General features: G+C 71.9%; 19 protein-coding genes. 12 read left to right on the top strand and 7 right to left on the bottom strand.

The window, feature by feature from the left end; genetic code table 11:
* Positions 1-57: 57 nt before the first annotated feature.
* Positions 58-1665, bottom strand: coding sequence for a serine/threonine-protein kinase (locus OV207_RS34235; protein ID WP_193346594.1), 1608 nt, complete (start codon positions 1663-1665; stop codon positions 58-60).
* Between the two features lie 236 nt (positions 1666-1901).
* On the opposite strand from OV207_RS34235, the gene OV207_RS34230 reads away from it, so the two are divergent.
* The gene (locus OV207_RS34230) at positions 1902-6518 is read left to right on the top strand and encodes an amidohydrolase family protein (protein WP_267559307.1); all 4617 of its coding nucleotides are present in this window, start codon (positions 1902-1904) and stop codon (positions 6516-6518) included.
* 132 nt (positions 6519-6650) lie between these two features.
* On the opposite strand, the gene OV207_RS34225 is transcribed toward OV207_RS34230, so the two are convergent.
* The 6 genes from OV207_RS34225 to OV207_RS34200 all read right to left on the bottom strand — a co-directional run bounded on the left by OV207_RS34225 (position 6651) and on the right by OV207_RS34200 (position 12152).
* Positions 6651-7295, bottom strand: a complete 645-nt coding sequence (locus tag OV207_RS34225) for a TetR/AcrR family transcriptional regulator (protein ID WP_267559306.1) — start codon at positions 7293-7295, stop codon at positions 6651-6653.
* A gap of 19 nt (positions 7296-7314) precedes the next feature.
* Positions 7315-8553, bottom strand: coding sequence for a metallophosphoesterase (locus OV207_RS34220; protein WP_267559305.1), 1239 nt, complete (start codon positions 8551-8553; stop codon positions 7315-7317).
* 90 nt (positions 8554-8643) lie between these two features.
* Entirely contained in the window at positions 8644-9246 is a 603-nt protein-coding gene (locus OV207_RS34215; RefSeq protein WP_267559304.1) for a hypothetical protein, read from the bottom strand.
* 255 nt (positions 9247-9501) lie between these two features.
* The gene (locus tag OV207_RS34210) at positions 9502-10551 is read right to left on the bottom strand and encodes an alpha/beta hydrolase-fold protein (RefSeq protein WP_267559303.1); all 1050 of its coding nucleotides are present in this window, start codon (positions 10549-10551) and stop codon (positions 9502-9504) included.
* 123 nt (positions 10552-10674) lie between these two features.
* Positions 10675-11592, bottom strand: a complete 918-nt coding sequence (locus OV207_RS34205; RefSeq protein WP_267559302.1) for a TIGR01777 family oxidoreductase — start codon at positions 11590-11592, stop codon at positions 10675-10677.
* Entirely contained in the window at positions 11589-12152 is a 564-nt protein-coding gene (locus OV207_RS34200; protein ID WP_193346601.1) for a peroxiredoxin family protein, read from the bottom strand. Before OV207_RS34200 ends, OV207_RS34205 begins: the two co-directional genes overlap by 4 nt.
* Before the next feature lie 123 nt (positions 12153-12275).
* Here OV207_RS34200 and OV207_RS34195 point away from each other — a divergent pair, with 123 nt between their 5' ends.
* Genes OV207_RS34195 through OV207_RS34145 form a run of 11 tightly spaced genes read left to right on the top strand, consistent with a single transcriptional unit; the run spans position 12276 to position 22642 of the window.
* A complete protein-coding gene (locus OV207_RS34195) occupies positions 12276-13364 on the top strand; it encodes a polyprenyl synthetase family protein (RefSeq protein ID WP_193346602.1) in 1089 nt (362 codons plus the stop codon).
* Positions 13365-13374: 10 nt separating this feature from the next.
* Entirely contained in the window at positions 13375-14919 is a 1545-nt protein-coding gene (locus OV207_RS34190) for a phytoene desaturase family protein (RefSeq protein ID WP_267559301.1), read from the top strand.
* A complete protein-coding gene (locus OV207_RS34185; protein ID WP_267559300.1) occupies positions 14916-15953 on the top strand; it encodes a phytoene/squalene synthase family protein in 1038 nt (345 codons plus the stop codon). Before OV207_RS34190 ends, OV207_RS34185 begins: the two co-directional genes overlap by 4 nt.
* Positions 15950-17410, top strand: a complete 1461-nt coding sequence (locus tag OV207_RS34180; protein ID WP_267559299.1) for a phytoene desaturase family protein — start codon at positions 15950-15952, stop codon at positions 17408-17410. The genes OV207_RS34185 and OV207_RS34180 overlap by 4 nt, the downstream gene beginning before the upstream one ends.
* Positions 17407-18357 (top strand): carotenoid 1,2-hydratase, encoded by a 951-nt coding sequence (locus tag OV207_RS34175; protein WP_193346606.1) that lies wholly within the window; start codon positions 17407-17409, stop codon positions 18355-18357. The genes OV207_RS34180 and OV207_RS34175 overlap by 4 nt, the downstream gene beginning before the upstream one ends.
* Complete coding sequence (locus tag OV207_RS34170; RefSeq protein ID WP_267559298.1) at positions 18354-19472, top strand: glycosyltransferase; 1119 nt, start codon at positions 18354-18356, stop codon at positions 19470-19472. The genes OV207_RS34175 and OV207_RS34170 overlap by 4 nt, the downstream gene beginning before the upstream one ends.
* Positions 19469-19855, top strand: coding sequence for a lycopene cyclase domain-containing protein (locus tag OV207_RS34165; protein ID WP_193346608.1), 387 nt, complete (start codon positions 19469-19471; stop codon positions 19853-19855). Before OV207_RS34170 ends, OV207_RS34165 begins: the two co-directional genes overlap by 4 nt.
* Positions 19852-20199: a lycopene cyclase domain-containing protein gene (locus OV207_RS34160; RefSeq protein ID WP_193346609.1), complete on the top strand. Its 348-nt coding sequence runs from the start codon at positions 19852-19854 to the stop codon at positions 20197-20199. The genes OV207_RS34165 and OV207_RS34160 overlap by 4 nt, the downstream gene beginning before the upstream one ends.
* Entirely contained in the window at positions 20196-20873 is a 678-nt protein-coding gene (locus OV207_RS34155; RefSeq protein ID WP_267559297.1) for a lysophospholipid acyltransferase family protein, read from the top strand. The genes OV207_RS34160 and OV207_RS34155 overlap by 4 nt, the downstream gene beginning before the upstream one ends.
* Positions 20870-21730 (top strand): MerR family transcriptional regulator, encoded by an 861-nt coding sequence (locus OV207_RS34150; RefSeq protein WP_193346611.1) that lies wholly within the window; start codon positions 20870-20872, stop codon positions 21728-21730. Before OV207_RS34155 ends, OV207_RS34150 begins: the two co-directional genes overlap by 4 nt.
* 6 nt (positions 21731-21736) lie before the next feature.
* A complete protein-coding gene (locus OV207_RS34145) occupies positions 21737-22642 on the top strand; it encodes a MerR family transcriptional regulator (protein ID WP_267559296.1) in 906 nt (301 codons plus the stop codon).
* The last annotated feature ends 14 nt before the right edge of the window (positions 22643-22656 follow it).

The following is a 22656-nucleotide window of genomic DNA, read 5'->3' as shown; positions in this document are numbered from 1 at the left end:
GCCCCCCGTCCCCGCGCAGCGCCCAACCCCCGGGCCCCGGGCCCCGGAAGGCCGGACTCAGGCCGAGCGCACGAGGGGCGCCTTCGCGGCGGCGAACGACTCCGGCTCGTCCTGCGTCAGCGCCACGGCCAGCGCCTTGGCCTCGCGCGCCACCCGGCCCAGCTCCGCCTGTCCATGCGGGAAGGGCGCCGCGGGGCCCTCCAGCGCCAGGAGCTGCTGGCGCAGCGCCGCGCCGTTGGGCGTGCGCCGCTGCGGGTCCTTCTGCAGGAGCGACATGACGATGACGTCCAGGGCCACCGGCACCGCGGGGTTGAGCTGCGAGGGCGGGACGACGTCCTGATCCACCGCCGCGCGCAGCAGCAGCTCCTCTGAATGGCCGCTCAGCGCGCGCCGGCCGGTGAGGGCCTCGTGCAGCGTCAGCCCCAGCGCGAACAGGTCCGCCCGTCCGTCCATGTCCCGGCCCATGGCCTGCTCGGGCGCCATGTAGCCCAGCTTGCCGCGCACGCTGCCGGCCACCGTGAGGTTCGCGCGGGCCGCGTCGCGCGCGATGCCGAAGTCGGACAGCTTCACCTCGCCGATGCGTGAGATGAGGATGTTGGGCGGGTTGATGTCGCGGTGCACCAGCCGCAGCGGTTCGCCGTCCGGGCTCGTCTTGCGGTGCACGTAGTCCAGCGCGGACGCCAGCTCCGCGGCCAGGAACGTCGCGGCCGACAGCGGCAGCGGCTTGCGGCCCTGGGGCTTGAGCACGCCGCTGAGCGGCAGGCCGTCCACGTACTCCATCGCCAGGAAGTAGGTGCCGCCGTGGCGGCCCAGGTCGAACACCTGGACGATGTTGGGGTGGTTGAGCGACGAGCACAGCTCCGCCTCCCGGCGGAACATCGTCACGAAGGCCGCGTCGTCCGCGAACGACGGCAGGATGCGCTTCAAGGCCACCTGCTTCTCGAAGCCGCCCTCGGGCGAGTACGTGGCCCGGTACACCTCCGCCATGCCGCCCGCGCCCAGCCGTTCGTGCAGCACGTACTTGCCCATCACCTCCTGCTCGCGCAGCGCGGCCAGCGCGCTCCGGGTGCGCTCCAGGAAGTGCCTGGCGAGCACCGCCGTCAGCGCCCCGGTGGCCACGAAGAAGAACGCGCGCACGCAGATGAACAGCGGCGCCAGCGTGATGAGCGGCGTCTCCGGCAGCAGCGGCCGCACGAAGCCGAAGTAGAGCGTCAGGTACTCCGCCGCCACCAGCGCGCCCGCGGCCAGCCCCAGGCGCGGGTTGCTGCGCAGGCCCGCCAGCGTCACCAGCGTGCCCCAGATGACCAGCGTGGGCGCCGTGAGCGCGTAGACGGGGCCCTGGTAGCGCAGGTCGAATGTCAGCACCACCGCCGGGATGCTCACTTCAATCGCCACGTTGAGCCACGGGATGGCCGGGTGGAACGTGCCCTTGCGCAGCACCGCCCACATCACCGCGTAGTAGCCCGCCAGCACCGCCGACAGCCCCATCAGCGCCAGCGTCAGGTCCCAGCCCATGGACGGGCCCAGCGCCGCGGCCACCACCACGCAGATGCCGGACAGGATGCTCATGAAGCGCGCGACCGACAGCTCCCGCGCCTGCGCATCGCGCCGCAGGTGGCCTTCCAGGAAGCGGGAAACGGTGCTCGACGGATTCCGGGTAACCATGGCGCCCCTACTCTAGACCTTGTGCGTCCGCGTCATGAGCACGCTCCCCCACACGTTGGGTGCGCTCCTACCATACCTCCAGGCACACCGCGGACGCTTTGAGTCCCACGAAGTGGACTTCACGGGTCAGGTATCGCTGAAATGTTGCACCCCGGGCTCTCGGCAGCGTGCGAGGTCCGGGGGTGCTTCTCGATGCTCCGACCTTTTTCGGCACTGCCTTTCCGGCAGGAGGCTTCATGCGCAGCTCCCCCCGCTTATTGCTGGCCGCCCTGGGCGCGGTCCTCCTTCTAGGCAGTGCCTGCGGATCCGATGATCCCGAAGTGCCCGTGGTGGTGTGTGGCGATGGCAAGAAGGAGGGCAACGAGCAGTGCGACGACGGCAACAAGGAGGGTGCGGACGGGTGCGAAGCCAACTGCACGCTGACCCCGTCGAAGTGCGGCGACGGCGTGAAGGAGGTCACGGAGGTCTGTGACGACGGCAACGCGGTGAGCGGCGACGGGTGCGAGGCGGACTGTACCGTCACGCCCACCAAGACGACGCAGTGTTGGGCCGCGCCTCCCGCGGCGCTTCCGGACGGCGCGACGTGCGCGGTGACGAAGGCGGGCACGGCGGGCACGCTGTTCACCGGCGTGGTGCTCACGGACGGTGAGACGTTCCTGGGCGGCCAGGTGCTGGTGGATGCCCAGGGCGTCATCACCTGCTCCGCGTGCGACTGCGGGCAGGCGGCCGGAGCCGCTGAAGCGACGCAGGTGATGTGCCCCACGGGCGTCATCTCCCCGGGCCTCATCAACCCGCACGACCACATCAGCTTCCAGGGCGCGCCCCTGCCGGGCAACAGCGCGGAGCGCTACGAGCACCGCAATGACTGGCGCACGGGCAACAACAACCACACCCAGCTCAACAACTCGGGCAACGCCAAGGCGGACGCCATCCTCTGGGCGGAATTGCGCCAGGTGATGTCGGGCACCACCTCCGTCGCGGGCGCGGGTGGCCAGAAGGGGTTCTTGCGCAACCTGGACACCAACACCCTCACCCTGCAGGAGGGCCTGGGCGAAGGCGCCGCGGACTCGGACACCTTCCCCCTGGGCGACAGCGGCGGCACGGAGCTGGTGGGCAGCTGCGCCTACAGCTCCTTCCCGTCCGCGGAGGCGGTCGCGTCGCGCACGTCCGCGTACCTGCCGCACGTCTCGGAGGGCATCGAGGCCTCGTCGCTCAATGAGTTCCGCTGCCTGTCGTCGGGGGCCACCAGCGTGCTGTATCCGCGCTCGGCCATCATCCACGGCGTGGGCCTCACCGCCCGGGAGATTTCGCAGATGGCCGCGCACGGCACCGGGCTGGTCTGGTCGCCGCGCACCAACATCTCGCTGTACGGCGACACGGCCATGGTGACGGCGTTCAAGACGCTGGGGGTGTCCGTCTCCCTGGGCACGGACTGGATCCGCTCCGGCTCCATGAACCTGCTGCGCGAGCTGCGCTGCGCGGACCACCTCAACACCACCCGCTACGCGAAGACCTTCACCGACGAGGAGCTGTGGCGCATGGTGACGGCCAACGCGGCGGACGCGGTGGACGTCTATGAGAAGGTGGGCCGCATCAAGCCGGGCAAGATGGCGGACCTGGCCATCTTCCGTCAGGGCGCCTACGCCGCCTCTCCGTACCGCGCGGTCATCGCCGCGGATCCGCAGGACGTGGTGCTGACGATGCGCGGTGGCAAGCCGCTCTACGGCGACCAGGCCCTGGTGGACGGCCTCAAGGGCGCGGACACCTGTGACGCGCTGGCCGTGTGCGGCACGCAGAAGGCCGCGTGCGTGCAGTCGGAGATTGGCAAGGACCTGGCGGCGTTCCAGGGCTCCCCGGACACCCGCAACCTCTACCCGCTGTTCGCCTGTGAGACGCCCGCCAACGAGCCGACGTGCGAGCCGGTGCGCAGCGCGGTGGGCACCGTCTTCCCCATCGCCTCGGTCAACGGCTCCACCGTCTACACGGGCGTGGCGAGCGCGGACGACGCGGACGCGGACGGCATCCCGGCCGCCACGGACAACTGCCCGGCCATCTTCAACCCCGTGCGTCCCATGGACGACGGGCGGCAGGCGGACACGGACGGCGACGGCGTGGGTGATGCGTGCGACCCGTGCCCCCTGGAGGCCGGCACCACCGCGTGCGTGGCCTTCCGCGGCGATGACGACGACCACGACGGCGTGCCGACGTGGCGTGACAACTGCCCGTTCGTGGCCAACGCGAACCAGAAGGACACCGACGGCGACGGCAAGGGCGACGTATGCGACGGCTGCCCCACGGAGGCCGGGACGTGCACGGCCACCGACCCCTCGGACTTCGACTACGACGGCATCCTCGCCCCGGGCGACAACTGCCCGCTCGTGCCGAACCCGGACCAGAAGGACACCGACGCCGACGGCGTGGGCGACGAGTGCGACCCGTGCCAGGTGGCGAACCCGAACGGCGCCGCGTGCCCCGTCACCGTCTACGACGTGAAGACGACGCCCAGCTCCGGCAAGACGTCGCTCGTGAACGCCAAGGTGGCGGTGGACGACGTGGTGGTGACCGCCGTGGATGCGACGACGTCGAAGAGTGGCTACTGGGTGCAGGTGGCGAACTATCCGGCGGGCAAGGGCGCGGAGAACTCCGGGCTCTTCATCTACTCGGACAAGGCCGGCGTGGCGGTGGGCGACAAGCTGCGCGTGGAAGGCACGCTGAAGGAGTACTTCGGCCTGTTGGAGATCGTCGACGCGACGGTGACGAAGCACAGCGCTGGCAACCCGCTGCCCGCGCCGGTGGTGGTGCGCACGGAGGCCATCCGCACCGGCGGTCCCCAGGCGAAGGCCCTGGAGGGCGCGCTGGTGGAGGTGCGCGACGTGTTCAACACCCGGCTGGAGAACAAGCAGCGCGAGTTCATCGTCGATGAGAACAAGGCCGGGACTCCGACGGCCACGGGCCTGATGGTGGACGACCAGGCCTACGCCTACCCGACGCAGGTCCTGGGCACCGAGTACCGCGTGCTGCGCGGCGTGCTGACGTACACCTTCAGCGACCACAAGCTGCTGCCCCGGGGCGTGGGCGACATGCTCGTGCCGCTGCCGGCGCTGACGGCCTTCACGTCCGGTGGCTTCGCGCGCGTGGGGAGCGGCAACGCCATTCCCCAGGCGCTCACGGTGTCGGTCGCGTTCGCCTCCGCGGTGGACATCACCGTGTCCATCGCCTCCAGTGACCCGGCGGCGCTCAACGCGGTGGGTGGACAGGTCGTCATCCCCGCCGGACAGACGAGCGCCACGGTGGCGCTGCAGGCGCTGGCGCCTTCGGCGGCGGTGACCCTCACCGCGACGCTGGGCACGTCCTCGCAGACGACCACGCTGCGCGTGCTGGGCACGAACGAGTCCGCGTCCATCACGAACCTCACGCCGCAGACGCAAGGGGTGGCTCCGGGCGGGACGGCGCGCTTCACGGTGACGTTCGACCGGCCCGCGCCGGCCGGCACGACGCTGGGGTTGACGGTGTCGCCCGCGAGCTTCGGCGCCTTCGCCAACGCGACGGTGGCCGCCGACGCGATGACGGCCACCTTCGACTTCACCGTGGACGACGCCAGCACCGGCGCCGGCACGGTGACGGTCACCCATGGCACCGACACCCTGAACGCCACCGTGAACGTCATCACGGACGTGCCCCGGCTGGTGTCGCTCTCCCCGTCCACCGCCACGGTGAACGCGGGCGGGCAGCAGGTGTACACGGTGACGCTGGAGTCCGCTCCCACGTCCCCCGTGCAGGTGCTGCTGTCGCTGGCGGTGCCCACGGGCACGCCCTTTGGCGCGCTGTCCGCCACGTCGGTGACGGTGAACCCCGGTGAGACGACGGCGACGGTGACGTTCACCGCGGCGGCGGAAGGGGAGGGCACGGGCTCCGTGTCCGCCTCGCTCAACGGCATCACGCGCACGGGCGCGCTGACCGTGCTGCCCCCGCCTTCGAAGCTCGCCAGCATCACGCCGGACGTGGTGACGGTGAACGCGACCAAGACGCAGGTGTTCACCGTGACGCTGGACCGCAAGGCCCCGGCGGGCGGTGTGGTGGTGGACGTGGTGCTCGCGCCCTCGGGCGTGGGTGAGCTGTCCTCCGCGACGGTGACGGTGCCGGAGGCCCAGACGACGGGCACGGTGACGTTCACGGCCGGGATCGCGGAGGGCAGCACCCAGCTCAACGCCTCCTACGCGGGCGTGACGAAGTCCGCGGCCATCACCGTGAGCGTCGTCGCTGACGTGGGCCACGTGGTCATCAGCGAGGTCTGCGGTGGCACGACGGCGGGGGCGACCGACGAGTTCGTGGAGCTCTACAACCCCACCAGCCAGGACGTGAACATCGGCGGGTGGAAGGTCCAGTACCGCTCCGCCACGGGTGACACCTACTCCGGGTCGTTCACCCTGAAGGCGGATGCCATCATCAAGGCGCATGGCTACTACCTGATTGGCGGTGCCGGCTTCTCCGACCCCAACGTGACCGCGGACGAGACGTCCGGCATCAACTCGTCGGCCAGCATGACGGCGGGTGGCCACTTCCGCATCGGCACGGGCGCCATGGGTACCGGGGCCACGGATGCGAACATCGTGGACCTGATGGGCTACGGCACGGGCAAGGCTCCTGAGGGCACGGCCGCTCCGGCGCACCCCGCGTCCGGCGGCAGCCTTGAGCGCAAGGCCAAGGCCACCTCCACCTCCGCGACGATGGGCGAAGGGGGCGCGGACGCGGCCCTGGGCAATGGCTACGACACGGACGACAACTCCACGGACTTCGTGACCCGCGCCGTGCGCCAGCCGCAGAGTTCGAAGAGCCCGACCGAACGGCCGTAGCGCGGGGACACGCTCCGCTTCCCTCCAACCTGGAGGGAAGCGGGGACCCTCACCGCTGAGGCCCTGAAACGACGACGCCCGGTCCCCACCGCATGCGGGGCCGGGCGTCTTCGTTCTTCCGGGGCCGCGTCGTCAGCCCAGCGGGCCGCGGACGTGCAAGCCGCCGGAGAGGATCTGATCCAACGACGCCATCAGCGGGTCGTAGTTCACGATGGCGCGGAACAGGTTGTGGTGCAGCAGGATGCCCAGGTAGCCGCCCATCATGGTGTGGGCCATGTGCAGCGGATCCACCTCCGCGCGGAACTCCTGCCGCTTCTGGCCGTAGCGGATCATCCCCGCCAGCACCTCCACGTAGAGGGAGATCTTCTCGCGCAGCAGCTCCGCCACGCGGTCGTTGGAGTCCGCGGACTCCGCGGACAGCATCCCGAAGAAGATGCCGTACTCGCGGTGGTAGCGAAGGAACTGCGAGGTGCGCGAGACGACGAACACCAGCTGCTCCCGGCCGGTCAGCGTCCGGCGCTCGGTGAGCAGGGGCAGGAACTCCGCCCGGTAGCGCGAGTGCAGCTCCTCGATGGCCGCCATCAGCAGGTCTTCCTTGGTGGGGAAGTGCCAGTACAGCGCGCCGGGCGTCATCCGGATGGCCTTCGCCAGGTCCGACATCGTCGTGGACAGGTAACCCCGCCGGGCGAACAGGGTGATGGCGGCCTCCAGGATTTCGACCCGCGTCCGCGCCGCCCGTTCCTGCTTGATTTCGCGCTTCGCTGGTTCCTTGCTCATTTCCGGGTAAATCTACACCTCACGCCAGGAGCGTCACCTTAACGATTTCAGCCGGAGCGGCAACGCGCAGGGGCGGACCCCAGAAACCGGTGCCCCGGCTGACGTAGAGGTGGTGGTCGCCGTCCTGGAAGAGGCCGGCGTCGTGCTTCCAGATGGCGGAGACGGCGACGGTGAACGGAAAGAATTGTCCGCCGTGGGTGTGCCCGGACAACTGCAGGCCCATGCCGGCCTTCGCCGCGACGTCCCAGTTGGAGGGTTGGTGCGCCAGCAGCACGGAGGCGCGGCCCGGGTCCCGGCCGGCGAGCGCGGCGTCCAGGTTGTAGCCCTGGGGGCCGTGGCGCATGGACCAGTCGTCCACGCCCACCAGGTCGAACGCGCCGCCCGCGTCACCGATGGTCACGTGGCGGTTGCGCAGCACCGTGAGGCCCAGGCCCGTGAGCGCGTCCGCCCAGACGCCCGCGTTCCAGTAGTACTCGTGATTGCCGGTGATGAAGTGCGTGCCCGCTCGCGCCTTCAGGTTCTGGAGCGCGGCGACCGAGTGGCCCAGGTCGCGCACCGTGCCGTCCACCATGTCGCCGGTGATGGCCACCAGGTCCGGCTTGAGCGCGTTGCAGCGCGACACCAGCTCGTCCATGAACCGGCGCTGGATGATGGGGCCCACGTGGATGTCGCTCAGGTGCACGATGCTGAAGCCGTCCAGCGCCTTGGGCAGGCCGGGCAGCCGCACCGTGACCTCGTTCACCACCGGCGGGTGGAAGGCGCTCCAGATGCCGTAGCCGGTGAGCCCACTGGCCGCGAGCACCGCGCCGCCCGCGGTGGCCCGGGCGAGGAAGCGCCGCCGGTCCTCGTCCACGGTCGGGGGCGGGACGGTGACGGACAGCTCCGCCAGGGACGGCGCGGGGAGCGGCTCCGGGCCCGCTGCTGGGGTGGGGGCCCCGAGGCCCCGGTGGCCCCGCGTCCGGGCCACGAGCCAGCGCACCCCGCCCAGCAGGGCCAGGGCGAGCAGCAGGTACACGGCCACGCCCATCCACGTCCACGACAGGACGGCCAGGAAGAACGCGGAGGGCAGCACGCGCGTCACCACCCACGACAGCAGCAGCGGCAGGCACAACACCGTCAGCAGCACCTGGCCGGTGCGACGCCACGCGCGGTGCTCCGACGTGTCCCGGAACAGGCGCCGGTACAGATAGACGTGGACCCAGACCGTGGCGGCGCCGACGACGAGGAAGAACAAGATGAAGCGCAGCGGGCTTTCCATGGCGCCCCCATCCTCGCGCGCGCGCGTCACGACGCAACCCGCGCGCGCGTGAAGAAGCGTAAAGCGATGGGGGTGAGGCGGGGAAGCCGGTTATTTCCGGGCGTCGCCCAGCGCCACGCCAATCTGCTGCCACTCCTGGGCGTAGGTGCCCCGGGAGAAGGCGCGCAGGTCGTCGGACGTCACGGTGCCGCGCGTGAGCGCCGTGTCGAGCGCGCGCACGATGGCGGCCTTGTGCGGCTGCTCCACGAAGGGGTTGTCCTCGCGGAACACCTCGCCGAAGAGGGACTCCAGGCGGCCGTCCTGCTTCAGGCGCTCCACGATGCGGTTCTGCGACACCGGCGCGTCCGAGTGCGCGTGCAGCATGGCGGACGCGATGCCGCTCTGCGCGTCCGCGTCCGGGAACTCCTCCAGCAGGCCCAGCTCCATGTCCGCCTGGGCGATGGACTCCGCGTCCGCGGGGGAGGGCGGGGGCCGCGCCGCCTGCGTCTGCACGGGCGTGGGCGTGGGGCGGGAAGGCGAGGGGCGCGCGGGCTCGAAGTCGCTGCGGCCCTGGAACGAGCGCACCGTGGCGTTGGCGGGCGGGCGCGCCGCGGGGGCGGCGGCCGGCTTCGTGTCGCGCGTGGCGTCGCCCCGCTCGAACTCCGAGCGCTTCGTGGGGGGGGACGGGCGGTTGCCACCATCGACGCGGGACATGACGGGACTCCAGGGCGGGAGGGGCCTGACGCGGTGCTCGCGTCAGGATGCGCACCTACATCCGTTATCGCGCCAGCCCGTGCGCATGTTGCGTGGCCTCCGGAGCCACAACCCCCGCCCGGCTGCCCGCCCGCTGCGTCAAAGGCGTGGATCAATCCCGGATCATTTCGTTTTGAGCGCTTTCCGAAAAGGCCAACCGCCCGTTCTCATTGGGCTTCTGTCCGGAACGGAACCCTGGCGGGACGCCGCGCCGCGTCACCCAGAAGCTGAGAACAATTCTTCGAGCCCGGCCGGCAGATCGCATTGCCAGGCCGGGTAGTTGTGGCCCCCGCTGTAGCTCCGGTACGTGACGCGGTGCCCGGCGGCCTGGAGGACGGGCAGGAGCCGCTGGTTGCCTTCCTCCAGGGCCTCGAAGCGGCCGCAGTCCATCCAGACGTGGAGCGGCGGCTGGGCCTGCCTCCGGGCCAGGTCGAAGACGACCATGTCGGTGCCTTCAATGGAGAAGGCGCCGGACTGGGACAGCACCCGGCCGAAGACGTGGGGCAGGCGCTGGGCCGCGAAGAGGGCCATCAGGCCCCCCAGCGAGGAGCCCAGCACCGCGTGCGCGCCCGGCGTGCTCCGCGCGTCCACCAGGGACAGCTTCTCGTGCGCGAGGGGCAGCACGCGGCGCTCCAGGAAGGCGACGGTGGCCTCGCTGCAGGCGTACTCGGCGGTGCGCGCCGCGCCGCCGTTGGACACGAACGCCAGCGCCACCGGGCGCATGCGGCCCTGGGCCACCAGGTTGTCCACCAGCGTGGGCAACTGGACGCGCTCCAGGTAGTCGTCGCCATCCAGCACCATCACCAGCGGCACGGGCCCCGGCGCCGGCGGCGCGTAGAGGGCCACCTTGCGCTTGCGGCCCACGATCCACTCGTGGGTCTCCACCTGGTGGCGCGTCACGCGGCCCCGGGGCACGCCGCGCACGCGCGTGCCCAGCGGGGTGGGCGCCCCCTTCGGCATCCAGAAGCAGTGGTTGAAGCCGCCGAAGCCGTTGTCGGAGCGGCGCTTGTTGAACGCGTCGCGCACGCGCCGGCCGCGCGCGTCCTGGAGCGCGTACTCCACGTAGGCGTCCTTCGGCAGCGCCAGCGAACGCGCCCACAGGCCCTTGCCCACGCGCTCCAGCGGCAGGGGCGCGCCCCGCCAGTCCTGGAAGTCCCCCTGGAGGAAGACGCGGCTCGGGCCCTTCCACACGAAGGTCGCGGTGTCCCCGTCGATGACCGGCGTGCCCTCGCGGCGCGCGCGTGCTTCCAGCGTCTGCGTGTCCATGCGTGGCGGGCACTGTACGCACCGCGCCGGAGCGAGAGGGGGCCGCATCGCCGCGACGGCGGATCCGCGTCCACCCTCGGACATCACCCCGGAGGACCGGCCTGCTGGTGCCGTGGCGCCCGCTCAGGGGCCCGCGTGCGGCAGCAGATTTCTCAGCGCCTCGCCCAGGTGGGGGTGGCGGAACTCGAAGCCCGCCTCCAGCGCGCGCCGGGGCATCACCCGCTGGCCCTCCAGCGCCACGCGCGCCATCTCCCCGAAGCGCGCCTTGAGGACGAAGCCCGGCACCTGCAACAGCGCGGGCCGCTCCAGCACCCCGCCCAGCGTGTGCGCGAACGTCGCGTTGGTGACGGGCTCCGGTGACGTGGCGTTCACCGCGCCCTCCAGCGAGGGGTGCTCCAGCGCGAAGCGCATCAGCGCGAGGACGTCCTCGCGGTGCACCCAGCTCACGTACTGGTGCCCGTTGCCCACCCGTCCGCCCGCGCCCATGCGGAACACCGGCAGCATCCGGTGCAGCACGCCGCCCGCCGGGTGCAGCACCACGCCAATGCGCAGCCGCACCGTGCGCACCCCCACCTCCGCCGCGCGGTGGGCCTCCGCCTCCCAGCCCTGGCACACGTGGGCGAGGAAGTCGTCGCCGGGCGCATCCTCCTCCGTCAACGGCTGCCCCGCGCGCGCGCCGCCGTAGTAGCCCACCGCCGACGCGCAGACGAAGTGCCGCACGCAGCCCGCCTGCCGCATCGCCTCCACCAGCACGCGCGTGCCCTCCACCCGGCTGGCGTGGATGCGCTGCTTGGCGTCGTGCGTCCACCGCTGGTCCACCGGCTCTCCCGCAAGGTGCACCACCGCCTCCGCCCCGCCGAGCGCGTCCGGCGACAGCGGCGTGCTCCCGTCGAAGAAGGAGCCCGTCACCCCGGCGGGCAGCCTGCCCAGGGCCTGTTCAACGTTCCGGCTGAGCACGTGCACGGAGTGGCCAGCGTCCAACAAACCCTGGACAAGCCCCTGCCCCAGGAAGCCGCTGGCGCCCGTGCACGTCACCCTCACGGCAGAGCCTCCGTCACCGCTTCCGTGGTCAGGTCCTGGCCCACCAGCGCGCTCAGGGCGACGAAGAAGCGCGCCCGGTCCTCCGGCTTCATGCGGCCGGAGTGTCGGAAGACCAACGCGCCCTGCGCATCCAGCAGCATCACGTTGGACGTCTTGGTGGGCAGCTTCCAAGGCGCCTGGCCCAGCGTGCCCTCCAGGTCCACCAGGATGGGGACCCCGGCCTTCTTCTCCTCGTCCCGCACGTACGACAGGGCAATTCCCCTCGCGGGGAAGAAGTCGTACTTCTCCAGATTGGCGACCGCGACCACCCAGGCGCTCTCCAGCAGCCCCCGCTCACGCCCGCGAGCGAACAACTCCTCCTTCAAGGCCGCGTTGAGTGTCGTGGAGTCCTTGTCTTCGTAGAAGAGGATGACGGGTTTTCCACGCCACCGGGACAGCCGCACGCGCTCACCCTTGGAAGTGCTTAGGGTCGCATCCACCGGCTCCGGGCCGGGAGGCGCGCCGCTCGCGCCCCCCGCCGCCAGGGTCACTGCCAGCGCACCTGTGATCCACGCCTTCATCAGGAGCCTCCTGTGTACAAGGTTTTTGCAAACCTTAGACATAGCCTTGACAATCCCTGGACGCAAACGCTACCTCTAGCTGGAAAGGCTGCTGCCGTGCTCCCGACTTCGGAGATCCGCTGTATGGCCATCCCGCTTCCCAACGTGCAGCAGACTCCCGCTGACGTGGCACCCCCGGAGCAGGCCTGGCTGCAGCTCGTGCAGGCGCAGGTGGAGTCGGCCCTCGCGCTGCTGTTCGAGCTGCCGGACGAGGCCTCGCTGGATCCGCGCTGGTCGCGTGCGCTGGAGCAGGCGCGCGGCTACGCCCTGCGGCCGGCCAAGCGGTTGCGGCCGGCGCTGGTGCTCGCGGGCCATGGGCTGGCGCGGGGTGGGACGGCGGTGCCGCAGGGCCTGTGGCGCTTCGCGGCGGGGCTGGAATTGCTGCACACGTTCCTGCTCATCCATGACGACGTGGCGGACCAGGCGGAGCTGCGGCGGGGCGGGCCGGTGTTGCACCGGATGCTGTCCCCGGGCCGGCCGGGCGAGGACCTGGCCATCGTGATGGGGGACCACCTCTTCGCGCGCTCGCTGGAGGCGATGCTGGAGTCGGGGCTGCCGGGCGTCTCCCGCGTGGTGCAGTACTACCTGGGGGTGTGCCGGCACACGGCCGCGGGGCAGTACCTGGACCTGGACCTGTCGCGCACGCCGCTGTCGGAGGTGACGCTCTTCCAGACGCTGCGCGTGGCCCACCTCAAGACGGCGCGCTACGGCTTCAGCGCCCCGCTGGTGTGTGGCGCGATGCTGGGCGGCGCGGACGACACGCTCAAGAAGGGCCTGGAGCAGGTGGGCCGCTCGGTGGGCATCGCCTATCAGCTGCGCGACGACCTCATCGGCCTGTTCGGCGACGCGTCCGTGGCGGGCAAGGCGTGCGACGGGGACTTCACGCAGGGCAAGCGCACCTTCCCGTTGATGGCGGCGTACGTGCGCGCCACGCCCGCGGGCCGCGAGGAGCTGGAGCGGCTGTGGGCGCTGCCGGTGGAGGAGAAGGACGCGGAGGCCCTGGCCCGGGCCCGCGCCCTGGTGGAGTCGTTCGGCGGCCGCGTCGCGTGTGAGCGCGCGGTGGAGCGGGCGTCGCGTTCGGCGCGCCGCAGCCTGCGGGCCCTGCCCAACTCCCATGGCATGCGGGACCTGCTGGATGACCTCATCGTCCGTCTCTCGCGCCGCGCTTCCTGAGGACACGTCCATGAGCGCACAAGGCAAGCGGGTGGTGGTGGTGGGCGCGGGGGTGGGCGGGCTGGCCGCGGCGGCGAGGCTCGCGCGGCAGGGCTTCGACGTGCAGCTGTTCGAAAAGACGCGGGGCCCGGGCGGGCGGTGCAACCAGCTCCAGGTGGACGGGTTCACGTGGGACATCGGGCCCACCATCGTGCTGATGCCGGAGGTGTTCGAGGAGACCTTCCGCGCGCTCGGACGTCGCATCGAGGACTACCTCACGCTGATGCGCTGTGACCCCAACTACCGGGTGCACTTCCGGGACGGGTCCGACGTCACCTTCACCTCCGAGCTGTGCACCATGGGCCGCGAGCTGGAGCGCGTGGAGCCCGGCAGCTTCCAGCGCTACCTGTCCTTCCTGGCGCAGGGCCGCACCCAGTACCGCATCAGCCTGGACCACTTCGTGGGCCGCAACTTCGACGGCATCTCCGACTACTTCTCCCCCGGCGTGCTGGCGAAGATCTTCAAGGCCCGCGCGCACCGCCGCATGTACGCGGACGTCAGCCGCTTCTTCCAGGACGACCGCCTGCGCGCGGCGATGACGTTCCAGACCATGTACCTGGGCGTGTCCCCCTTCGAATCCCCGGCAGTGTACGGCCTGCTGCCCTTCACCGAGCTGGGCGTGGGCATCTGGTTCCCCAAGGGCGGCCTGTACGCCATCCCCCTGGCGCTGGAGCGGCTGGCGCGCGAGGAGGGCGTGCGCCTGCACTACGGCGCGCCGGTGGAGCGCATCCTCACGGAAGGGGGCCGCACCACGGGCGTGCGGCTGGTGGGCGGGGAGGTGGTGCCCGCGGACGCGGTGCTCTGCAACGCGGACCTGCCGTACGCGTACGAAAAGCTGTTGGACCCGAAGGACGCGCCGTTCAAGCGCGACAAGAAGCTGCGCTTCACCTCCAGCGGCTACATGCTCTACCTGGGCATGAAGAAGAAGGTGCCGGAGCTGCTGCACCACAACGTGATGTTCGGCCGCGACTACGCGGGCTCCTTCGACGACATCTTCCAGCGCTTCCGCGTGCCGGAGGACCCCAGCTTCTACGTCAACGTGCCCTCGCACACGGACCCGTCGCTGGCGCCGGAGGGCAAGGACGCGCTCTACGTGCTGGTGCCGGTGCCGCACCAGCACGCCAACCTGGACTGGAAGACCGAGGGCCCGAAGGTGCGCGCGAAGGTGTTCCAGCGCCTGGGCGAGCTGGGCTTCCCCAACCTGGAGGCGGACATCGAGGTGGAGCGCGTGTTCACCCCGGATGACTGGGCGGGCACGTACAACCTGGCGCGCGGCAGCGCGTTCGGGCTGGCGCAGAACTTCTTCCAGGTGGGGCCCTTCCGCCCGGCCAACGTGGATCCAAACGTGAAGAACCTCTTCTTCGTGGGCGCCTCCACCCAGCCGGGCACGGGCCTGCCCACGGTGCTCATCTCCGCGCGGCTCGTCACCGAGCGGCTGGTGACGTGGGCCCGGAAGGCGGGCGTGACGCTGTCGCCGCGCACGCAAACCCCGGCCCCGGTGGAGGTGGCGGCATGAGCGTCACCGACTCCCCGGCCCTCATCGCGGAAGGCTACCGGCGCGCGCGCGTCGTCACGCGCCACCACGCGAAGAGCTTCTTCTTCGCCTCGTACCTGCTCTTCGGGCAGCGCAAGAAGGCGGCCTTCGCGCTGTATGCCTTCTGCCGGCGGCTGGACGACCTGGTGGACGCGGGCGAGAGCGCGCTGGAGGGCTCGCCCCTGGACCTGTCCACGCGGCTTGCCCGGGCGCGCGAGCGCGTGGCCCAGGTGTACCTGCCCCTGCCGGAGCTGGCCTCGAAGGCGCTGGGCCCGCCGTCCACGCGACAGCCCGCCGCCGACGCGCCGTCGCCGTGGGAGCCGAGCGAGTTCGCGGCGCTGCGCCACAGCATCCACCGCTACCGCATCCCGGAGCAGCCCTTCCAGGACCTCATCTCCGGCATGGAGATGGACCTGACGAAGGTGCGCTACGACACCTGGGAGGAGCTGGAGCTGTACTGCTACCGCGTCGCGGGGGTGGTCGGCCTGATGCTGACGCCGGTGCTGGGCTGCGAGGACGAGCGCGCGGTGGAGCCGGCGGCGGACCTGGGCCGCGCCATGCAGCTCACCAACATCCTGCGCGACGTGCGCGAGGACCTGGAGCGCGGCCGGGTGTACCTGCCCGCGGAGGAGCTGCGCGCGTTCGGGCTCACGGAGGACGACCTGCGCAGGGGTCAGGTGGACGCGCGCTGGCGCGACTTCATGCGCTTTCAAATCCAGCGCGCCCGGGCGTACTACGCGCGGGCGGCGGGCGGCGTGAAGTACCTCACCGGCTTCGGCAGCCAGCGCATGGTGCGGCTGATGGGCGGCATCTACGGCGACATCCTGCGCGACATCGAGGCGCGGGACTACGACGTGTTCAGCGGCCGGGCCCACACGACGAAGGGCCGCAAGCTGGCGCTGGCGACGGCCGCGTTCGTGACCCCCCGCGCGGTGCTGCGGGAGACCCACGCGGCCATGCCCGTGCTGGCGCCGCCTCCGCCGCTGCTGTCCACGGGAACGGGAGGTCCCCGATGAAGGCGTCGAAGACGTCGCGCGTGGCCGTGATTGGCGGCGGCATTGGCGGGCTGACCGCGGCGGGCCTCCTGGCGAAGGAGGGCCACGCGGTGACGCTGTTCGAGGGCAGCCCCTCCCTGGGCGGCAAGGCGCAGGCCGTCACCGTGGAGGGGCTCACGCTGGACACCGGCCCCACGCTGCTGACGCTGCCGGCGCTGGTGCGGGGAACCTTCGAGAAGCTGGACGCGCTGGACCTGCTGCCGCCGTTCACGGAGCTGGAGCCGCAGTGCGCCTACCGCTTCACGGATGGGTGCGGCTTCACCGCGTACAAGGACCTGGAGCGCATGGCGGACAGCGCCGCCGAGCTGCGCCCCGGTGAGCGCAAGGGCGTGCACTCGTTCTACGCGGAGGCCGCGGCCATCTGGCGGGCGGCGGGCGAGCCCTACCTGGAGGCCCCCTTCGAAGGCATGGCCGGGTTCATGGCGCGCGTGGCCCGCCGGGGCATCGGGGCGATGCTGGCGGGGATGAAGCTGGACACGCTGCACACGCTGGCGACGAAGCACTTCCAGACCCAGCATCTGCAGCAGTACGTGGGCCGCTTCGCCACCTACGCGGGCGGGTCGCCCTATGCGTCCAGCGCGGCCTTCGCGCTCATCCCGCACATCGAACATGCGTACGGCGTGCACCACGTGAAGGGCGGCATCGGCGCGCTGGTGGAGGCCCTGGGCCAGGCGGTGCGGCGACAGGGCGTGACGGTGCACCTGGACACGCGCGCCCGCTTCGAGCGGACCTCCGAGGGCTACCGCGTGGGCCCGGGGCAGGAGCTGTTCGACAGCGTGGTGGTGAACGCGGATCCGCTGGCGTCGCTGCGCCGTGAGTCCGAACCGCTGTCGCTGTCCGGCTTCGTGCTGCTCCTGGAGGTGGAGGGGCGGCCGTCCCTGCCGCACCACACGGTGCTCTTCGGCGCGGACTACCGGCGCGAATTCGACGAGCTGTTCGCCGGGAAGCTGGCCACGGACCCCACGGTGTACTTCTGCAACCCGTCCGCCACCGACCCCGGCATGGCGCCGCTGGGCCGCACGGGCCTGTTCGTGATGGTGAACGCGCCGGCCATGCCACTGGGGGATTCCCAGGCGGAGCAGGCGGGCCGCGACTGGGAGTCGATGGCGGCGCTCGTGCGCACGCAGATGTTCGACGCGCTCTTCAAGCACTACCCGGGCCTGCGCGGGAAGACGCGCGTGGTGGGGCAGCGCACGCCGGTGGACCTGGCGGCGCGCGGTGCTCCGGGGGGCTCCATCTACGGCTTCCTGCCGCACGGCCGCTTCGGCCCGTTCCGCCGGCCCCGCATCCGGGGCGGCACGCCGGGGCTGTTCTTCGCGGGCGGCGGCACGCACCCGGGAGGCGGGGTGCCGCTGGTGATGTTGTCGGGACGGTTCGCCGCGGAGATGGCCTCCGCCCACCTGAGGAGGAGCGCATGACGTCCCTGCTCGCGCATCCTTTGCTGCCGGAAGTGCCCGCGCTGCCCGCGCTGCCCGACGCGGCGGGGGCCTACCGCTGGTTCTACGCGGACGTCACCGCGGGGGACTACAGCGCGGTGTGCATCTTCATGCTGGGCTCGCTCTTCTCGCCGCGCTACTCGGTGGCGGCGCGGCGCGGGGGCCTGCCGCAGGAGCACAGCGCGGTGAACTTCGCGCTCTACCACCGGGGCGTGCGCCGGCTGTGGGTGCTCAGCGAGTACCCGCGCGCGCAGGTGGAGGGGCCCGGCAGGCTGCGCATCGGTCGCTCCACGCTCACCCATGCGCGGGACGGCACGGTGCGCATGGACGTGGACGACGGGACGGCGCCGTGGGGCCGCCCGGTGCGCGCCAGCCTGACGCTCCGGCCGCTGACGCCCCGGGGGATGGAGATGCAGCTGATGCCGGGGCTGCCGCACTACTGGCAGGCGCTGGCGCCGCGCTCGGAGGCCCGGCTGGAGGTGTCGTCCCTGGACGTGGCGGCCGACGGCATGGGCTACCACGACACCAACCACGGCCAGGAGCTGCTGGGCGACCGGCTGTCCGGGTGGCACTGGGCGCGCACCCACCACGAAAGCCACACGGTGGTGGACTACCACCTGCCGGATGGCGTGGCCCCGCTGCGGCTGATGGCGGGACCGTCCGGCGTCGTGTGCGAGCGCGGCCCGCACCCCGAGGCCCGGCCCACGAGCATCACCGGCTGGGGGCTGCGCGTCCCCTCGCACCTGCACGCGGGCAACGAGGTGGTGGGCGCGCCGCGCCTGCTGGAGTCGTCGCCCTTCTACGCGCGGCTGGAGTCGCGCCGGGGCGCGCTGGACACGATGGGCGAGGTGGCGGACTTCCGCCGCTTCCATTCGCCCTTCATCCGCTGGATGGCGCACTTCCGCACGCGCGTGGAGCGGACGGCATGAACACGCCTGCTCTCATCGCGCTCGGGTGGGCGGGGCTGGCCGGGGGCTTCAGCGCGGTGGCGCTCGCGCGGCTCTCGCGCCGCGCGCCCACCCTGGCCACGCAGGCCCTCCCGTCCGTGCTGTTGCTGCGCCCGGTGGACGCGCCCACGCCGCGGGAGCTGGAGAACCTGGCGAGCCCCATCGACTACGCGGGGCCGCTGGAGCAGGTGGTGCTGTCGCCCTACCGGCCCCGGCTGCCCGAGGGCGTCCGGTGGCTGCCGAGCGACCCGCTCTCCCCCAACCGCAAGGTGGGGCACCTGCTCTACGCGCTGGACACGCTGGACGTGCGCGGGCGGGTGGTGCTGGCGGTGGACGCGGACGTGGCGGTGACGGGGGCGCTGGTGGAGGGGCTGGCCTCGCCGCTGGTGGCGGGCGCGGCGCTGAGCACCGCCGCCCCCACGCCCGTGGGCGCGGTGGACGCCGCGGGACGTGCCATGGCGGGGCTGCTGCGCTACACGCACCACAGCTTCCGCGCGCTGCACGCGATGAGCGCGGGCGCGCCGGCGGTGTGTGGCAAGGCGCTGGGGTTGTCCGCGAGGGCGGTGGAGGAGCTGCGTGGCTTGTCGGACCACATCGGCGAGGACCTGGAGCTGGCGAAGCGGCTGCACGCCCGGGGGCTGGACGTGGCGCTGAGCCCCGCGCCCGCGTGGGTGCCCATGGCGTCCGCGACGTCCTGGCGCGTGCCCCTGGAGCGCTTCACGCGGTGGATGCAGGTGCTCGCCAGCCACCGGCCGGGCCTGTACCCCACGGTGCCGCTGCTCTTCACGCCCACGGTGCCGCTGGTGCTGCTGGCCGCCGCGCTGGGCGAGCCCGGGGTGGGCGTCGCGGTGGCGGCCCTCGTCGTTGTGCGCACGCTGCTGTCGCTGCGGCTGTCCGCGCTGAGCCGGCTGCCGGGCGAGGCGCGGCGGGGCCATGCGCTGACGGACTGGCTCACGGGTGAGGTGCTGCTGCTGGTTGCCTTCGGGGCTTCGCTGACGCGGCAGGGGCTGGTGACGTGGCGCGGACATACGTACGCGCTCCAAGCGGGAGGGCGCATGGTGCGGGTGGCGTCGCAGTGGAGTGGAGGCCCGGGATGACCTACGCGCGCTTCCTGGGGCTGTTCGTCGTGTTGCCCATCCTGTTCCTCGTCGTGCGCTACCGGCGCACGCTGTCGTGGCGGGGGCTGGCGCCCATGGGCGTGCTGCTCGTGGTCGTCTACGCGGCCACGTCGCCGTGGGACAACATGGCGGTGAAGTGGGGCCTGTGGGGCTTCGACCCGGAGCGCATCTGGGGCGTGAAGCTGGGCTACCTGCCGCTGGAGGAGTACCTCTTCTTCGGCCTCCAGACGCTGCTCGTGGGCCTGTGGGCCCGGGCCCGGCTGGAGCGCGCGCTGGCGAAGCAGCCGGAGGCGCGGCCCGCGGAGAAGGCCCGCCCCGTCCGCGCTGAGCCGCCGCTGGGCTCCCGCGAGGTGTCGTCATGATGGAGACGCGCTGGGCGTACCTCATCCACCTGCTGGCGTGGACGCTGCCGGTGATTGGCATCCAACTGGCGCTGCTGGTCAGCCACTACAAGTCGCGCTCCGGCGAGGTGCTGCGCGCGGTGATGCCGCCAGCGCTGGTGGTGGGCGTGTACCTGTCCATCGCGGACCACCTGGCCATCTCCACCGGCATCTGGAACTTCGGGCCGGGCCGCCACGTGGGCGTGTACCTGGGCGTGGTGCCGCTGGAGGAGGTGCTCTTCTTCCTCATCACGAGCGTGCTGGTGTCGCTGGGGCTCGCGCTGTTCACGGCGCTGTTCCGTCTCAGGGAGGCGCGGCCGTCTTGATTCGCGCGGCCAAGGGAGGGCCCTTCGGGTGGGCGGTGGACCGGTACATCGGGTGGAAGGTCCGCTCGACGTTCCGGGGCCTGTGGGTGCGCGGTGAGCTGCCCGCGGACGGCGTGGGCCGGCTCATCTACCTGAACCACTGCAACTGGTGGGACGGCTTCGTGCTGCACCAGCTCTGCCAGGTGGCGGGCTGGGACGGCTACTGCCTGATGGACGAGGAGAACCTGCGGCGCTATCCCTTCCACACGAAGATGGGCGCCTTCAGCATCCGCAAGCAGGACGCGATGTCGTCCCTGTCCTCGCTCCGGTACGCGAAGGAGCTGCTGCGCCGCCCGGGCGCCGCGGTGTGTGTCTTTCCGGAAGGGGAGCACCGGCCCTTCGGCGCCCTGCCGCTGAAGCTGGAGCGGGGCGTGGAGCTGCTGGCCCGGGCGGCGAAGGCGGAGTGCGTGCCCATCGCCATCCGCTATGCCTTCTTCGAGCACGAGCGGCCGGACGTGTTGCTGGAGGTGGGGACGCCCCACGAAGCCGGCCCGCTGTCGCGCTTCCAGAGCGGCCTGGAGGCGGTGGTGCGCAGGGTGTCCCAGGCGACGGACCTGGAGGGCTTCACGCGCAAGCTGTCGGGGGCGCGCGGGGTGGCGGAGCGCTGGGACTCGGCGCGAGGCCTGGGCCGATGAGCCTGCGCATCCGCACCATCGCCCGGCTCACCGGCATCCGCGAAGCCACGCTGCGCGCCTGGGAGCGGCGCTATGGGTTTCCGCGCCCGGAGCGCAGCGAGAACAACTACCGCGTCTATTCACGCGACGAAGTGGAGGCCGTGCGCCGGGTGGCGAAGCTGATGGAAGGCGGCCTGTCGGTGAGCGAGGCCATCGCCCAGGTGCGCACCGCGCCCGCGCAGTCCCTGCCCGAGGACTCGCGGCTGATGGAGCGCTTCTGGGCGGCGGTGCGGGTGCTGGACTCGGACGCGGCGGACGCGGTGCTGGAAGAGGCCGGCGAGGACCTGGCCCCCCCGGTCTTCTGCGACACGTTCCTGATTCCGCTGCTCCGGGAGATGGCGTCGCGCCTGGACGTGGCGCGCGAACACCTGGCGTCCGCGCTGGTGCGGCAGCGCCTGCGCATGCTGCTGGCGGGCATGGTGAGCGCGAGCGATGGACCCCGGGGGCTGCTGGCCTGTCCGGCGGGGGACCACCATGAGGGGGGATTGCTGGCGCTGGGCGTGCACCTGAAGGCGCGGGGCTGGCGGGTGACGTTGCTGGGGGCGGACACGCCCGCGGAGGCGCTGCATGGGGCCTGCGCGCAGGTGCGGCCGGACGTGGTGGCGCTGTCGTTCGTCCGGCGCCGGGACGCGCAGGACTTCCTCACGGTGCTGTCGGAGTCCTTGCAGGCCTGCGCCTCCGTGCCGGTGGTGGTGGGCGGGCCGGGGGCGCGGGAGCACTTGAAGATCCTCTTCACCCTGGGCGCTCAGTACGCGGAGTCCGCGGAGGAGCTGATCGCCATCTGGCAGCAGGTGAGGAACGCGCAGAACCGACCGTGATCCACCATGGCTGAGCGCACCTATCGCATCCACGTCGCCGCGGAGCTGTCGGGAGTCCGCGTGGAGCTCATCCGGGCCTGGGAGCGCCGCTACGGGGTGCTCGTCCCGGAGCGCACGCCCGCGGGCTACCGCGTCTACACGGACCGCGACGTCGCGCTGCTCAAGCGGTTGAAGGCGCTGACGGACGAAGGCGTGGCCATCAGCGAGGCGGCGAAGCTGCTGCCCCAGTTGATGGCGGAGCTGGCCGCCGGACCGCCGCCGGCCCGCGAGGGGAAGACACACGGTGGCGCGGGCCCGCAGTCGGACGCGTGGCGCGCGGAGGTGATGGCGGCGGCGGAGGCGTATGACCAGCCGCGCGTCTCCCGCATCCTGGACCAGGTGCTGTCGGCCCTGCCGCCCCTGCGCGCGTTCGAGGACGTGCTCGTGCCGGTGCAGCACGAGGTGGGGGAGCGCTGGCACGCGGGGACGCTGTCGGTGGCGCAGGAGCACCTCGTGACGCAGGTGGTGCGCGAGCGGCTGGTGAGCCTGCTGCATGGCGCGCCCGAAGGGGGGCGCAAGCACGCGGTGCTGGCGTGCTTCCCGGAGGAGGAGCATGAGATGGGCCTCCTGGGGGCTGCGCTGCGGCTGCGGTACGCGGGCGTGAGGGTGACGCTGCTGGGCCAGCGCGTGCCGGCGGACGGGCTGGGGGAGACGGTGGCCCGGGCCCGGCCGGACGTGGTGGGTCTGTCGGCGGTGACGAACCGGGGCGCCACCGTGTTCGAGGACGTGCTCCGGCGCCTGCGTGAGGCTTTGCCGAAGGAGCTGTCCGTCTGGGTGGGCGGCCCCGCGGCCCAGGCGCACGCGGACGTGTGCGAGCGCCTGGGCGTGAGGCTGTTCCTGCGCGAGGACGACTGGACGCGGCTTTCGGGCTGAAGCGCGTCAGGGTG

The sequence above is a fragment of the Corallococcus sp. BB11-1 genome (assembly GCF_026626625.1).
GTDB lineage: Bacteria > Myxococcota > Myxococcia > Myxococcales > Myxococcaceae > Corallococcus > Corallococcus soli.
The sequence above is the reverse complement of the archived record's forward strand: the minus strand, read 5'-3'. Positions and strand labels throughout refer to the sequence as shown.

What these genes read in the sequence shown, in the direction of transcription:
- OV207_RS34235 (WP_193346594.1), bottom strand. Translation starts at nt 1,665, where the DNA reads ATGGTTACCCGGAATCCGTCGAGCACCGTTTCCCGCTTCCTGGAAGGC.
- OV207_RS34230 (WP_267559307.1), top strand. Translation starts at nt 1,902, where the DNA reads ATGCGCAGCTCCCCCCGCTTATTGCTGGCCGCCCTGGGCGCGGTCCTC.
- OV207_RS34225 (WP_267559306.1), bottom strand. Translation starts at nt 7,295, where the DNA reads ATGAGCAAGGAACCAGCGAAGCGCGAAATCAAGCAGGAACGGGCGGCG.
- OV207_RS34220 (WP_267559305.1), bottom strand. Translation starts at nt 8,553, where the DNA reads ATGGAAAGCCCGCTGCGCTTCATCTTGTTCTTCCTCGTCGTCGGCGCC.
- OV207_RS34215 (WP_267559304.1), bottom strand. Translation starts at nt 9,246, where the DNA reads ATGTCCCGCGTCGATGGTGGCAACCGCCCGTCCCCCCCCACGAAGCGC.
- OV207_RS34210 (WP_267559303.1), bottom strand. Translation starts at nt 10,551, where the DNA reads ATGGACACGCAGACGCTGGAAGCACGCGCGCGCCGCGAGGGCACGCCG.
- OV207_RS34200 (WP_193346601.1), bottom strand. Translation starts at nt 12,152, where the DNA reads ATGAAGGCGTGGATCACAGGTGCGCTGGCAGTGACCCTGGCGGCGGGG.
- OV207_RS34195 (WP_193346602.1), top strand. Translation starts at nt 12,276, where the DNA reads ATGGCCATCCCGCTTCCCAACGTGCAGCAGACTCCCGCTGACGTGGCA.
- OV207_RS34190 (WP_267559301.1), top strand. Translation starts at nt 13,375, where the DNA reads ATGAGCGCACAAGGCAAGCGGGTGGTGGTGGTGGGCGCGGGGGTGGGC.
- OV207_RS34185 (WP_267559300.1), top strand. Translation starts at nt 14,916, where the DNA reads ATGAGCGTCACCGACTCCCCGGCCCTCATCGCGGAAGGCTACCGGCGC.
- OV207_RS34180 (WP_267559299.1), top strand. Translation starts at nt 15,950, where the DNA reads ATGAAGGCGTCGAAGACGTCGCGCGTGGCCGTGATTGGCGGCGGCATT.
- OV207_RS34175 (WP_193346606.1), top strand. Translation starts at nt 17,407, where the DNA reads ATGACGTCCCTGCTCGCGCATCCTTTGCTGCCGGAAGTGCCCGCGCTG.
- OV207_RS34170 (WP_267559298.1), top strand. Translation starts at nt 18,354, where the DNA reads ATGAACACGCCTGCTCTCATCGCGCTCGGGTGGGCGGGGCTGGCCGGG.
- OV207_RS34165 (WP_193346608.1), top strand. Translation starts at nt 19,469, where the DNA reads ATGACCTACGCGCGCTTCCTGGGGCTGTTCGTCGTGTTGCCCATCCTG.
- OV207_RS34160 (WP_193346609.1), top strand. Translation starts at nt 19,852, where the DNA reads ATGATGGAGACGCGCTGGGCGTACCTCATCCACCTGCTGGCGTGGACG.
- OV207_RS34150 (WP_193346611.1), top strand. Translation starts at nt 20,870, where the DNA reads ATGAGCCTGCGCATCCGCACCATCGCCCGGCTCACCGGCATCCGCGAA.
- OV207_RS34145 (WP_267559296.1), top strand. Translation starts at nt 21,737, where the DNA reads ATGGCTGAGCGCACCTATCGCATCCACGTCGCCGCGGAGCTGTCGGGA.